9 protein-coding genes and 1 pseudogene are annotated in these 13991 nt (G+C 69.1%); 4 read left to right on the plus strand and 6 right to left on the minus strand.

Annotated features, from left to right (window positions below):
• Positions 1-82: 82 nt before the first annotated feature.
• Positions 83-1906, minus strand: a complete 1824-nt coding sequence (locus FGD71_RS36630; RefSeq protein WP_119104858.1) for a phosphoenolpyruvate carboxykinase (GTP) — start codon at positions 1904-1906, stop codon at positions 83-85.
• 305 nt (positions 1907-2211) lie between these two features.
• Between FGD71_RS36630 and trhA the strand changes: the two genes are divergently transcribed.
• The 3 genes from trhA (at position 2212) to FGD71_RS36645 (ending at position 4433) form a co-directional block, all read left to right on the plus strand.
• Positions 2212-2916, plus strand: a complete 705-nt coding sequence (gene trhA, locus FGD71_RS36635) for a PAQR family membrane homeostasis protein TrhA (RefSeq protein WP_119104859.1) — start codon at positions 2212-2214, stop codon at positions 2914-2916.
• Between the two features lie 106 nt (positions 2917-3022).
• Positions 3023-3682: a TetR/AcrR family transcriptional regulator gene (locus FGD71_RS36640; RefSeq protein WP_420878384.1), complete on the plus strand. Its 660-nt coding sequence runs from the start codon at positions 3023-3025 to the stop codon at positions 3680-3682.
• Between the two features lie 25 nt (positions 3683-3707).
• Positions 3708-4433, plus strand: a complete 726-nt coding sequence (locus FGD71_RS36645) for a Mut7-C RNAse domain-containing protein (RefSeq protein WP_119104866.1) — start codon at positions 3708-3710, stop codon at positions 4431-4433.
• A 37-nt stretch (positions 4434-4470) separates the two neighbouring features.
• Here FGD71_RS36645 and FGD71_RS36650 read toward each other — a convergent pair whose 3' ends face one another.
• The 5 genes from FGD71_RS36650 to FGD71_RS36670 all read right to left on the minus strand — a co-directional run bounded on the left by FGD71_RS36650 (position 4471) and on the right by FGD71_RS36670 (position 13325).
• A complete protein-coding gene (locus tag FGD71_RS36650) occupies positions 4471-6876 on the minus strand; it encodes a galactose oxidase family protein (RefSeq protein ID WP_119104860.1) in 2406 nt (801 codons plus the stop codon).
• Positions 6873-8156 carry a glycosyltransferase gene (locus FGD71_RS36655; RefSeq protein ID WP_119104861.1) on the minus strand — a complete coding sequence of 428 codons (1284 nt, stop codon included), beginning with the start codon at positions 8154-8156 and terminating at the stop codon, positions 6873-6875. Before FGD71_RS36655 ends, FGD71_RS36650 begins: the two co-directional genes overlap by 4 nt.
• Positions 8153-9826, minus strand: a complete 1674-nt coding sequence (locus FGD71_RS36660) for an ArnT family glycosyltransferase (RefSeq protein WP_119104862.1) — start codon at positions 9824-9826, stop codon at positions 8153-8155. The genes FGD71_RS36655 and FGD71_RS36660 overlap by 4 nt, the downstream gene beginning before the upstream one ends.
• A complete protein-coding gene (locus tag FGD71_RS36665; RefSeq protein ID WP_119104863.1) occupies positions 9823-11085 on the minus strand; it encodes a glycosyltransferase in 1263 nt (420 codons plus the stop codon). The genes FGD71_RS36660 and FGD71_RS36665 overlap by 4 nt, the downstream gene beginning before the upstream one ends.
• Positions 11086-11294: 209 nt before the next feature.
• Positions 11295-13325: a thioredoxin domain-containing protein gene (locus FGD71_RS36670; protein WP_162931329.1), complete on the minus strand. Its 2031-nt coding sequence runs from the start codon at positions 13323-13325 to the stop codon at positions 11295-11297.
• A gap of 264 nt (positions 13326-13589) precedes the next feature.
• Here FGD71_RS36670 and FGD71_RS36675 point away from each other — a divergent pair.
• A pseudogene (locus tag FGD71_RS36675) lies at positions 13590-13991 on the plus strand (hypothetical protein); the annotation flags it as partial.

Genomic DNA, 13991 nt, shown 5'->3' on the forward strand with positions numbered 1-13991 from the left:
CCCCGCACACCGTTGTGCGGGGCCCCGGCCCTGTCATGGGCTTCGCCGACACCACCCTCGCGGGCGGCCGTCGGTCCGGCCGTCAGCCCAGGCGCTTGACCAGGGCGCGGTACTCGTCCCACAGCTCCGTGGGCGTGTGGTCGCCGAACGTGTTGAGGTGCTCGGGCACGAGCGCGGCCTCCTCGCGCCACACCTCCTTGTCGACGGTGAGCAGGAAGTCCAGTTCGGGCTCGGAGAGGTCAAGCCCCTCGGTGTCGAGCGCGTCCTTGGTCGGCAGGATGCCGATCGGCGTCTCGACGCCCTCCGCCTTTCCGTCCAGCCGGTCCACGATCCACTTCAGGACACGGCTGTTCTCGCCGAAGCCCGGCCACACGAACTTGCCCGCCTCGTTCTTGCGGAACCAGTTCACGTAGTAGATCTTCGGGAGCTTCGACTGGTCCTTGTCCTTGGCGACATCGATCCAGTGACCCATGTAGTCGCCCATGTTGTAGCCGCAGAACGGCAGCATGGCGAAGGGGTCGCGGCGCAGTTCGCCGACCTTGCCCTCGGCAGCGGCGGTCTTCTCCGAAGCGACGTTCGCGCCGAGGAAGACGCCGTGGTTCCAGTCGAAGGACTCCGTCACCAGCGGGACGGCGGTGGCCCGGCGGCCGCCGAAGAGGATCGCCGAGATCGGCACGCCCCTCGGGTCCTCCCACTCGGGCGCGATGATCGGGCACTGCGACGCCGGGACGGTGAAGCGGGCGTTCGGATGGGCGGCCGGGGTCCCGGACTCCGGCGTCCAGTCGTTGCCCTTCCAGTCGGTGAGGTGGGCGGGCGTCTCCTCGGTCATGCCCTCCCACCAGATGTCGTTGTCGTCGGTGAGCGCGACGTTCGTGAAGACGGAGTTGCCCCACAGCGTCTTCATCGCGTTGGCGTTGGTGTGCTCACCGGTGCCGGGCGCGACACCGAAGAAACCGGCCTCGGGATTGATCGCGTACAGCCGGCCGTCCTCGCCGAACCGCATCCACGCGATGTCGTCGCCGATCGTCTCGACCGTCCAGCCGCGCACCGTGGGCTCCAGCATGGCGAGGTTCGTCTTGCCGCAGGCGCTCGGGAAGGCGGCGGCGACGTACTTCGGCTCTCCCTGCGGCGGCGTCAGCTTGAGGACCAGCATGTGCTCGGCCAGCCAGCCCTCGTCTCGTGCCATCACGGACGCGATGCGCAGGGCGTAGCACTTCTTGCCCAGCAGCGCGTTGCCGCCGTAGCCGGAGCCGTACGACCAGATCTCGCGGGACTCGGGGAAGTGCGAGATGTACTTGGTGGAGTTGCAGGGCCACGGGACGTCGGCCTCGCCCTCGGCGAGCGGGGCGCCCAGCGAGTGGACGGCCTTCACGAAGAAGCCGTCGGTGCCGAGCTCGTCCAGGACCGCCTGGCCCATGCGCGTCATCGTCCGCATGGACACGGCGACGTACGCGGAGTCGGTTATCTCGACGCCGATCGCCGACAGTTCCGAGCCGAGGGGGCCCATGCAGAACGGCACGACGTACATGGTCCGGCCGCGCATCGAGCCGCGGAAGACGCCCTGCTCACCGGCGAAGATCTCCCGCATCTCGGCGGGGTCCTTCCAGTGGTTCGTGGGGCCCGCGTCCTCCTCCTTCTCGGAGCAGATGAAGGTGCGGTCCTCGACCCGGGCGACATCGGTCGGGTCGGATGCCGCGTAGTACGAGTTGGGGCGCTTGATCGGGTCGAGCTTCCTGAAGGTGCCCTTGCGGACGAGCTCCTCGCTCAGGCGCTCGTATTCGGCCTCTGAGCCGTCACACCAGACCACGCTGTCCGGTTGCGTCAGTGCTGCGATCTCGTTGACCCACGAGACCAGGTCCTGATGTTTGGTGGGAACAGCGGAGGGAGCCGCGATGTCAGGCGCCACGATTGCTCCTAGATGAGGGATTTTGTATTGATCGCCCCGTGGGGGCTGTGACCCGGACGCTTTGCGCATCGATCACCTGGCGCTCATCCGGTGCCAACGGCACTCATTTGATCATCCGACGGGTTCGCGCATATGTCCAGAGCGCCTCACAACTGAGCGGCGTGACCATCACCACTCACTCTCGGCCATTTCCCACGTACAGGGCGTTCCCGTCCACCCATCACCCGTGAGACCCTGGCCACTTGGCGGCATTCATACGGTCGTACTGACACGTAACTTACGGTTCCGTAGGTACGATGCCCCGCATGACTGCGTCCGCCTCCGACGCGCCCAAGGACTCGCCGGTCGCCGACCGCGTCTCCTCCGCGCTCTCCCTGCCGCACCCGGTCAAGCCCAAGCTCCGCGGCTGGCTGCATGCCGGCATGTTCCCGGCCGTACTCGTCTCCGGCATCGTCCTGACCGCGCTCGCCGACTCGCCCCGCGGCCGCATAGCCTGCGGGATCTACGTCCTCACGGCCTGCCTTCTCTTCGGCGTCAGCGGGCTCTACCACCGGGGCAACTGGAGTCCGCGCATGGACGGAGTGCTGCGCAGACTCGACCACGCGAACATCTTCCTGATCATCGCGGGCACGTACACACCGCTGACGATGCTGCTCCTCCCGGAGACCAAGAGGCAGTGGCTGTTGTGGGGCATCTGGGTCGCGGCGGGCGCGGGCATAGCCTTCCGGGTCTTCTGGATCGGCGCCCCGCGCTGGCTCTACACGCCCTGCTACATCGCGATGGGCTGGGCGGCCGTCTTCTTCCTGCCCGACTTCATGCGGGCGGGCGGAATCGCCGTCCTCGTCCTCGTGATCGTGGGCGGCCTCCTCTACAGCGCGGGCGGCGTGATCTACGGGATCAAGCGCCCCAACCCCTCACCGCGATGGTTCGGCTTCCACGAGGTCTTCCACTCCCTCACGCTCGCGGCGTTCATCGCGCACTACGTGTGCATCTCGCTCGTGGCCTACTAGGCCGGGCGACCTTTGAGCGACCCCAAAAAGTGGCAGTAGCGGCCTTTTGACAGCTACTGCCACTTCTGGTGGGACTACATGGCCTCCTCCCCGCTGATGCCCGACAATGACCACCATGGCCGCCACCGCACACAGCTCGACCTCCGCTGCCACAGCTCACCTGGGGCTTCGCGAGCGGAAGAAGATCAAGACCCGGGCCGCGATCCGCAGGGCGACCTACCGGCTGATCATGGAGCAGGGGTACGACGCGACGACCATCGAGCAGATCGCGGAGGCGGCCGAGGTCTCCCCCTCCACCGTGTTCCGGTACTTCCCGGCCAAGGAGGACATCGTCCTCACGGACGAGTACGACCCGCTGATGGAGGCCGCGCTGCGGGCGCGGCCCGCGGACGAGCCGCTCACGATGTCGCTGCGGCACGTGATCCGCGACGCCGTCGAGCAGGCCATGTCGGGCGAGTTCGAGTCCCCCGAGGAGCAGCGGCTGCGCTCGCGTCTGATGGCCGAGGTGCCAGCGGTCCGCTCCCGCGCGATGGAGAGCATGTCCGTCACCGGCCGGATGATGTGCCGGATCGTGGCGGAACGCACCGGGCGCGCTCCCGACGAACTCGAGGTCCGCGCGTACTGCATGGGCGTCGTCGGCGCGATGATGGAAGCGTCCATCCACTGGGCCGAGAACGATCACCGGGACAACCTCGCGGACCTCGTCGAGCGCACCCTCGACGTGGTGGAGCACGGCCTCACGCCGGGAAAACCAGCGGCCTCCTGAACAGCCCGCATGACATCCTGACTTGGTGAACGGTCCAGAGATCCTCGTCGACTTCGACCCCGAGCCGGCGCTGTTCGTCCCGCACGGGCGGCGTGCGAAGGCGACGAAGGTCGTCACCGACGGCGTCTCCACGCTCGGCCATGTCGTGGAGTCGCTGGGCGTGCCGCTCACGGAGGTCGGCGGGCTCGTCGTGGACGGCCGTGAGGTGCCCGCGTCGCACGTCCCGGCGGCGGGAGAGACCGTCCGGGTGCGGGCCGTCGAGCGCCCGCAGCGGGTGCCGGGCGCGCCGCTGCGCTTCCTCCTCGACGTCCACCTCGGCACGCTCGCCCGCCGGCTGCGCCTGCTGGGCGTGGACGCCGCGTACGAGTCCACGGACATCGGCGACCCCGCCCTCGCCGCGCGCTCGGCGGCCGAGCGGCGCGTGATGCTCAGCCGCGACCGCGGTCTGCTGCGCCGCCGCGAACTGTGGGCGGGCGCGTTCGTCTACAGCACGCAGCCCGACGACCAACTCCGGGACGTACTGGGCCGTTTCGAGCCCGAGCTGCGGCCCTGGACCCGCTGCACGGCCTGCAACGGCATGCTCAAGGACGCCGCCAAGGACGAGGTCGCGGGCCGGCTCGAAGGCGGGACCCAGCGCTCGTACGACGTCTTCGCGCAGTGCGAGGAGTGCGGGCGCGTGTACTGGCGGGGCGCGCACCACGACCGCCTGCAGGCCATCGTGGCACGCGCCCTCACGGAGTTCGGCTCCTAGGAGCGAGGGGGCTCCCAGGAGCGAGAGTTCCGGTTGCCTAGCGCCTGCGTACGTCTCCCTTCCCGCAGGCCACGCCGTCCTTGTTGCGGTCCAGGCGCAGCGGATCGTCCTTGCCGTTGACCTTCAGACGGCCGTAGTCGTTCTCCTTCAGCCAGGTGCAGCGCGCGGCGGTCGTCTGCTTCACCTCGGCCGGGAACGCCGTCGGGACGCAGACGTTGGCCGTGCCGTAGTGCCGGTCGCAGCCGGCGATCGTCGGGCTCACCTTCGCGGACGTGCGCTTCTTGCCGGGCTGCTGGACGGCTCCGTCGAGCGAGCCGGCGAAGGAGTGGACGTGCGCCGAGGCGGTCTCGGAGGCGGCCAGTGCGGACGGACCCTGGAGGTGAACCCACTCGGCGACCGACGGCACACCGTTCGCGTCGACCGCGAAGAGCATGTACCAGCCGGGCGGGGCGAGGTTCGGGTTGCTCGTCACGTTCAGGTCGATGTTGTTGCCGTCCACCGAGAGCGGCAGGTCCACGAACCGCTGGTTCGGGTCCGAGGAGTGCGTCACGGCGGCGGGGCGGATCAGCTGCGCCTTCGCGATGGGGCGGTCGACCGTGATCCGCTGCGTGTCCCCGTACGTCCACTCCTTGTCGATCACCGACGTGATCTTCGGGCGGGCCCCCTTGAGCAGGTACGGCGGCGTGTAGATGGACACGTTGTGGTTCCAGGAGCCGTTGCCCGGGTTGTCGCCGGTCGCCATCACGCGGCCGTCGGGGAGCAGGAACGCGGACGAGTGGTAGCCGCGCGCCTCCGGGTCGGCGGCCACCGGGTCGAAGGTCTCCGTCGCCGGGTCGAAGATCGACGACTCGAAGACCGGGTTGGCGCGGTTGTGCAGGGCGCCGCCCGTCTCCAGCACCTTGCCGTCCGGCAGCAGCACGGCGGAGACGTACATCTTGCCCTGGTTGCCCGTCTGGGCCACCTTGCCGTTGCCCAGGTCGACCGTACCCTGCGGGAGCGGCGGGCCGGCGACGTACGAGGGACTGGCCGCCTTCAGGTCGATGATGTCCGTCAGCCGGTTCGCGTCCGGGTTCGACTCGATGTTGCCGCCGCCAACCGTCAGGACCTTCTGGTCCTGGGCGGGCGGCAGCAGCACGCTGGCCGACTGGTCGCGTTCGTCCTTGTTCTGGAGGCCGGGGACCTGTGTGGTCGTGTTCGCGTCGTAGTCGTAGATCGCCGAGCCCGTGCCCGGGATGTTGTTGCCGAAGACATGGCTGCCCGAGTAGAAGAGGCGGCCGTCCTGCATCAGGATCATCGACGGGTACAGGCCCCAGTACGACCAGGTCTGGTTGACCTGCCACAGCGGCAGCCACTTCTGCTGCGCGTCGGACCACCGCTCGGCGGCCACCGAACCCGTCGAGTCCTCCTTCAGGCCGCCGAAGGAGATCACGTCACCGTTGCCGAGGACCGTCGCCGACGGATACCAGTGGCCGTCGTTCATGTCGTTCGTCTTGCTGTACGTCTCGGTGACCGGGTCGAAGATGTACGAGTCCTTGTAGCCCTGATAGCCGACCTTGCCGTCCGCGGACGGGTAGCCCTTGTTGCCGCTCATCACGAGCACACGCCCGTCCTGCAGCTGCACATGGCCCGCGCAGAACATGTCCTTGGGCGTGGGGATCTGCTTGTACGTCCCCTTCGACGGGTCGTAGACCGCCGAGGTGAACGTGCCCGCCTTGAACATCTCCTCGCTGTTGCCGGAGCCCGCGATCAGCAGCACCTTGCCGTTGTTGAGGACGACGGAGTGCATCGAGCGGACGGGGTTCTTGGTGGGCAGCACATCCCATCTGCCGTTGGCGCACTCCTCGGCCGTGGCCGTGCACACCGGGTCGGGTATCGGGTCGGCGACCTGGTCCATCGTGTAGTCGTCGGTCGTGACGGAGCCGGTGCCGTAGACGGAGACGCCCCAGCTGATGCGGTCGGTGCCCGCGGGCACCTCGGGGGTGCGGACCTCGGCCCGGGCCCAGCTCCCGCTGACCGGCAGCGTCTTGAGGTCGGTCCAGTACTGCCAGCCCGCGGTCGTGTCGTGCCGGAAGAGAGTGAGCGAGGTGTCCGGGGTCGTCGACTTGTACCAGAGCGCGAGGTCGTACTGCTTGCCCGCCGTGACCGGCGGCGCGCACTCGGCGGACTCGGTGATCAGCGCCTTGCGGTCGCCTTCGACGCGGCGGGTCAGCTCGACCTTCATGGCCTTGGAGCCGGAGTGGGCGTCGGCGACGGTGGAGAAGGTGAAGTCGTTGTCGCCCCAGCCGGACTTCTTCCAGCAGTAGGGCATGTCGTCCGTACCGGCCGTCTCGAAGCCGGGGTTCTTCACCAGGTTGGCGGCGGAGGCGGACTGGGGTGCGGCGAGCAGCAGGCCGGCGGTGAGAGCGCCCACGGCCAGCAGGGTTGTTCTCCGTCTTGGTTTCACACGGTTCTCCTTGCTCTACGGCTCCTGCTGAGCTGGCCACGGCCGGTTTGTGCGTCCCGTGCCTCATGTGGCATACGTGTCTCATGCGGCGTGGGTGACGGACCTGACGTGCGTGACGCACGTGCCTTCCGTGGCAGATAGACCAGCGCCTCTGTCCCGACGAACCGCAGTACGAACGTCGTGACCAGCGCCAGGGCGGTGGCGGTGAGGACGGTCATCCCGAACTGCCCCACGAGCAGGGCGATGAGAGGGATGCGCAGCACCAGGTCGGCGTTGGCCAGCAGCGCGAACCGGCCGACGCGGTCCCACCAGTGCCGGTGCTGCCGGCGGTCCCGGAAGCACAGGTGCTCGATGAGCCAGAAGTTCCAGGCGACACCGAACTGGTTGGCGATGATCTCGGCGGGCAGATAGTGCAGCCCGGCGGACGTCAGCGCCCACAGCGCGGCGAGGTTCGGCAGGAACCCGGTCGCGCCGATCAGCCCGAAGACCACCATCCGCGCCATGGGTGACGCGGTGCGCAGCCCGACGAGGTGGCGCAGGAACCGCATCCCCTCCTGCGCGGTCGACTTGGACTCGCCCGCGAACCGGTTCTGGAAGACGAAGGGCACCTCGGTGACTTGACGCGGGCGGCCGCGGACGGCCATTTCGAGCAGGATCTTGTAGCCGAGCGGCTTCAGCGCGTCCGCGGTGACCACGCTGCGGCGGATCGCGAAGAAGCCGCTCATCGGATCGCTGATGCCGCGCAGCCGGCGCGGGAACAGCGACTTGGTCAGCCAGGTCGCGCCGCGCGACACGGCGACGCGGTAACCGCCCGCGAGGCCCGCGCGGCTGCCGCCTTTGGTGTAGCGGGAGGCCACGACGAGCCCGGCGGGCGTGCGCTCGCCGGCGGCCACCAACTCCGGTACCAGGGACGGCGGATGCTGCAGATCGCCGTCCATGACGACGATCCAGTCGCAGGTCGCGGCCCTGATGCCCTCGACGACGGCCCCGCCGAGCCCGCCGTCCGGGGTGTCGCGGTGCAGCACGGTGACCGGGAACGGGCAGTCCTGCGCGGCCTGCCGGATCACCTCGGGGGTGTCGTCGGTGGAGTCGTCGACGAACATGACCTCACAGGGCAGCCGTGCGGGCACCGACTCCGTGATCTGGTGCAGCAACTCCCGTACGTTCGCCGACTCGTTGAAGGTCGGCACGACGATGGTGACGGCTGCGGGCTCGGGGAGGTCGACACCGCGTAGGGCCGGATCGCCGAGCTCTTCGGGGACCGTGCTTTCGAAGTTCATCGGTCGCCTCCGGAGCTTCCCGTGCTGTCGGTGCCTGCCGTGGATCCCGTGATCTGCCGGATCTCGATCCGGTCGGGGCCCTTGCCGAAGGTGGCGATCGGCGTCGAATGCTCCATCGCCTCCTTGACGTTGGGCAGGTCGACCGCGTCGCGGCGCACCGTCGGGGAGGCGACGACGTAGTCGAGGTCGCGCCAGCCGTGCGGCATCGTCTTCGTCACGGCGGGGTCGAGGTCCGCCTTGTAGAACCAGATGACGCCGAGGCCGGGCCGGTAGCCGGAGTGCACGAGGTCGAGCCAGAGCGCGTCGTCGACGAGAACGCGGGCGTCCTCGGGACGGTCGACCTCGGTGGCCAGCCACTTGGCCGCGGCACGGTAGGGCGCGTTGGCGTCGGTGGTGACGGCGGTGCGGGCGCCGTCGTACCAGCGCGGCGCGACATACGCCGCCGAGGCCGCGACGAGCAGGGCCGCGACGGCGTACCGCGCCCTTGTGACGTACTCCTTCTCGCCGCCGTGCCGCCGTCGGCGCAGCACCGCGTGCGCGACGCTCGCCGTGCCCCCGGCGAGGACCAGCGCGAGGAAGGGCAGGGCCTGGATGATGTACATCGCGGGCAGATAGCCGTTCGGGCGCAGGGCGACCACGGCGAGGATGGCGACGGTGAGGGCGGGTCCGGCCAGTGCCCGCGCGGTCACCGACCAGCGCCAGGTGACCAGGAGCAGAAGCGCACCGGCCAGGCCGCCGAGCGGCAGCACGCGGTCGTAGTAGAGCCAGGACTGGAGCACTCCGTACGAGCCGGACCCCGCATCGAGGACGAAGCCCGAACCGGGCCTGGTCATCTGGTACTTGAGACCGTCCCAGAGCGAGACATGGCCGGCGCCCGGGAAGAACTCGCCCTTGAGCAGGGCGAACAGGGGATACGACAGGCCGATCAGCGCGCAGGCCGTGACGGCGCCGGTGATGGCGAACTTACGGGTGTCGCGGTGGCTGTGCCGCCACATGGTGACGAACAGGGCGGGCAGGACGACGAGCATCGTCTCCTTGGTGAGGACGCCGGCCGCGGCGGCGATGCCCGCCCCGAAGTGGTGCCAGAGATGCCGGCTCGGCGAGGCGGCCAGGCAGAACGCCAGCAGCGTCCACATCACCGCGATGTTGTCGAGGAAGATCTCGCGCTGCAGGACCACCGACAGCGGCGAGAGCCCGAAGAACACCATCGCGAGCCCGGCCGCCCAGTTCGGCAGTGACAGGCGGCGGGCCAGGACGTACACGAGGACCGCGCTGACCGCGCTGACCAGCAGCATCGCGAACCGCATCGAGCCGACCGTCATCGACTCGGGGCTGATCAGCGCCGGTATCCAGGTGAGCACGGCTATCTGGATCCAGCCGAGCGGCGGGTGGTCGTACCAGTACGTGTAGTGGGCGAGCCCCTCGCCCTGCTGCACGGCCCAGGCCTGGGCGAGGTAGGTGCCCTCGTCGTCGCTGAGCGTCGGATAGTCGGCGATGTTCCAGCCCTGCACGGTGATGACCGCCACCAGCAGCACGGCGCACAGGACGAGGTCGGGGCGCGAAATACGCAGACGGGAAGGGGGTGTTCGAGGGGTCGAACGGGTCGTAGGGACAGGAGTTCTCTGCGCGGGGACCTTCGAAGTGGTCACCGCGGGAAGGGTGGAGGTCACGCAGGAACGTCCTCTCGGGTCACTTCGGTGAGGTGCGCGCCGACATGACTGGTCAACTCCCAGTCGTTCCGGCCCCGTTGCTCGCGCCACACGGCACGGATGGCGGCGCCGGCGAGGAGCACCTGGTAGAAGGGGCCGCCGACGATGAGCTTGAGATAGTGGACGGGCCGGACACGGAGCCCGTACTGCTTGCCGAAGTCGTGCAGTCCGACGACCTCGAAGACAAAGGTGACGAGCGCGGTGACGGCCGGCAGGAAGGTGAAGAAGGCGATGCCGACCGGTACGTCGAGGAAGAGCGCGATGGCCACGTTGAGCGGGATGATCACACCGGTGACGGCCTGCAGGAACGGCGTCATCAGCGTGTAGCGGGCCAGCAGCCGCTGCCCGAAGCCCGGCAGCTGCTTCCAGTCCTTCTTCCGGTAGACCTGCAGGAAGCCCTGGTTCCACCGGGTGCGCTGCTTGAGCAGCGACATCAGGGTGCCGGGGGTCTCCTCCCGGGTCACCATGTCGGAGTCGTACGCGACGACGACCCGCTTGCCCTTGCTGGACAGCCGGACGCCCAGATCGCAGTCCTCGGCAAGGCAGTCGGGGTCCCAGCCGTCTGCCGCGCGCAGCACGTCGGTGCGTACGAAGACGGTGTTGCCGCCCAGGGGAATGAACCCCTTCTGCGCGTGCAGGTGCAGACGGGAGCGGAACCAGAAGAAGTACTCCAGGCAGTTGCGCAGGCTGTACCAGCTGGAGTGGAAGTTGATCAGCTGGACGCCGCCCTGGACGACGTCCGCGCCGGTGGAGCGGAAGGCGTGGTCGACGTGGGCGAGCAGCGCCGGGTGGACCTGGTCCTCGGCGTCGAAGACTCCGACGACGTCGCCGCGGCAGTGCGGCAACGCCGTGTTCATGGCCTTCGGCTTGTTCTTCTTCTCGTGGGTGTCGACGACGACGCGGACGCGTGGATCACACGCCTCGGCTCTCCGGGCCACCTCGGTGGTCTCCGGGTCGTCGTGACCGACGATCACGATGATCTCGAAGTCGTCGTGGGTCGACTCCAGCAGGCGCTGGATGGTGTGGTCCAGCACGGCTTGTTCGTGCCGTGCCGGCAGCAGCAGCGAGAAGGACAGCCCCTCGCCGCCGTCCGGTCTGCTGAATCGGGTGGAAGCCAGCACCTCGGGCGTACGCCAGGCGTGCATCTGCCACCACAGCGTGAAGGCCGCCATCCAGAAGAGTGCCAGGGAAACGGCAGCAATGAAGACAGACGTGAGCACAGAATCCCCCCAGGATCCCCAAAACCCCCTGCGCAACAGCGAGTCACTCCTGTCGCGTCGATGCAGAGACTATGGGGGAACTGTGAAGTCCGAGTGCTCTTCCGATAAATACCTTGTTTCGGAACGGTCAGTCGAGTAGTGGGAAGTGTCCGTACACATGCGTAATTTGACCGCCGCAGGACCGAGTTTCGGCCGCTCAGGGGCTGTTTTCAGCCGCTGAGCGCCTCCTTGAGCCGCTCGACGTCGGTGGTCGGAGCGTCACATGTGAAGTTACGGCAGACATACGCGGCCGGTTCACCCTCGACCAGCGGACGGTCGGCCAGCAGCGGGAGTTCGTCGGTGCCGGGCGCTCCCACCGCGACGACCGCGCCGGGAGCGGTGGCGAGGAGGGCGGTGCGGTGGAGCTCCGTCGTGGCCGCGTGATCCTCCGGGCCGACGACGGCCACCTCACGCGGCCCGTCGAGCAGCGCCTCGGCGACCGCGAGCCCCCAGCCGATGAAGCGCGGGGCGCGTGGGCCGAGCGCCTTGACGACGCCCAACGCCCGTTCCGCGGCGGCGCGATGAGGCTCGGCACCGGTCTGGGCCGCATAGCTCAGCAGAGCACCGGCGGCCGCACTCCAGCCGGAGGGCGTCGCGCTGTCGGTCGGGTCCTGAGGGCGGCGGATCAACTTCTCCGCGTCGGCGGCCGTGTCGTACAGGGCACCTGACTCCTCGTCGACGAACTGCGTCAGCACATGGTCGAGCAGGAACCCGGCGAACTCGAGCCACACCCCTTCACCGGTCACGGAGGCGAGGGCGAGGAAGCCCTCGGCCACATCCGCGTAGTCCTCCAGCACGCCCGCGTTGGCACCGGCCTGGCCGTCCTTCGACGTACGGGCCAGCCGGGCGTGATCGTCCAGGTGAAGGCGTACGAGGAGGTCAGCGGCGCCGAGCGCGGCCTCCACGAGGTCGGGGCGGTCGAAGTACGCGCCGGTCTCCGCGAGGGCGGCGATGGCCAGGCCGTTCCAGGCGGCGACCACCTTGTCGTCACGGCCGGGAGCGGGGCGCCGTGCGCGGGCCTCGCGGAGCCGGTCCTTGACGGACCCGATCCGCTCGGTGTCGAACACGTCGTCCTGCTGAGGCAGTTGCAGAACCGAGGCGCCCTCTTCGAAGGTGCCTTCCTCCGTCACGCCGAAGTAGGAGGCGGCGAGTCGGGCGTCCTCGTCGCCGAGGACTTCGGCGAGCTGCCGGGGCGTCCAGACGTAGTACGCGCCCTCCACGTGCTTCCCGGTCCCGTCGTCGCTGTCGGCATCCAGCGCGGAGGCGAACCCGCCCTCGTTCGTGCGGAGTTCGCCGACCATGAAGTCGGCGGTCTCCAGGGCGACGCGGCGCGCGAAGCCGGAGCCGGTGGCCCGCCACAGGTGGGCGTACACGCGGCACAGCAGGGCATTGTCGTAGAGCATCTTCTCGAAGTGGGGCACCACCCACTCGCGATCGACGGAGTACCGCGAGAACCCACCGCCGAGCTGGTCGTAGATCCCCCCGCGGGCCATCCGCTCACCTGTGTCGGCGGCCATCTGCAACGCGCCATCGGAGCCGGTCCGGGCGTGGTGCCGCAACAGGAACTCGATCACCATGGACGGCGGGAACTTGGGCGCCCCGCCGAATCCGCCGCGCTGGGCGTCGTACTCCCGCGTGAGCCCGAGCAGCGCCTGCGCGAGCTCCTCCTCACCGGGTACCTGCGCATCGCCGTACGGAATCTCCCGCCCCGCCAGGTCCCGCACGATCTTCCCGGCGACATCGACGACCTCGTCCCGCCGGCCTTCCCACGCCGCACCGACCCCCTCCAGAACCTGCTGGAAGGAGGGCATGCCGTGCCGGGGCGCGGGCGGAAAATACGTGCCGAAGTAGAAGGGCTCGGCCTCGGGCGTCAGAAAGACGGTCATCGGCCAGCCGCCCTGCCCGGTCGCCGCCTGCACGGCCTCCATATAGACAGCGTCTACATCGGGCCGCTCCTCCCGGTCGACCTTGATGTTGACGAAGTGCTCGTTCATGTACACGGCCGTCGCCTCGTCCTCGAACGACTCATGAGCCATGACATGACACCAGTGGCAACTGCTGTACCCGACACTCAGCAGCACGGGCACGCCTCGGCGCCGCGCCTCCTCGAACGCCTCTTCCGACCAGGGCCACCAGTCGACGGGGTTGTCGGCGTGCTGGAGGAGGTAGGGGGACGTGGTCTGCGCGAGTCGGTTGGGCATACCCCCATCCTTACGCACTCACCGGCACCCCGCCCATGCGCCACGGGCAGGAGCCGCAATCGGGGGCCGGCGTGCACGATCTTCACAGCCCACGCGAGACGCTGTGGGGCGCCGACTGGGACGTACGAGCTACCGGCGCACGCGCCAGGAGCCCGAATCCTCCTGGTCCACTGTCACTTGGGTACTTCCGGCTCTCTCGCGTTCCCCGGCCATCCGCAGGACACTTGACCAAGGAAAGCTGCTGCTGCCGGAGGGGGACGTGACATGCGGGACAGCCATCGGGGTGAGGCCGAGCGGCTGTTGGCCCGGGCCGTGGAGGAGGAGGTTCGGCGGTCGGGTGGGCGAACCGACGGGAGCCCGCTGCTGTCGCGGGCGCGTGGGGCCCTGGACGCCATGGCGGAGACCGCCGCGGAGGAGTACGCGGCGTACACGCAGGCACTGGACGAGGCAGAGGCCGGCCGGCTGACGTTCGGGCAGCGGTACGCGCGCGAGGGCGCCGGAACTCCCCTGGTGGTCGCGGCCGTTGCCGCCGTCGCGGCCTGTGTGGCCGACCTGGCGCTGGGCACCGGCGCCGGTACCGCGGTGGGCGCCGGCGCGGTCGTCGGCGTGGCGGGCGCCGCGGCGACGGTGGCGAAGGTGACGGCCGCCCATCTGCCGGCCGCCAGC

The sequence above is a fragment of the Streptomyces sporangiiformans genome (genome assembly GCF_005768555.2).
Taxonomy (GTDB): domain Bacteria; phylum Actinomycetota; class Actinomycetes; order Streptomycetales; family Streptomycetaceae; genus Streptomyces; species Streptomyces sporangiiformans.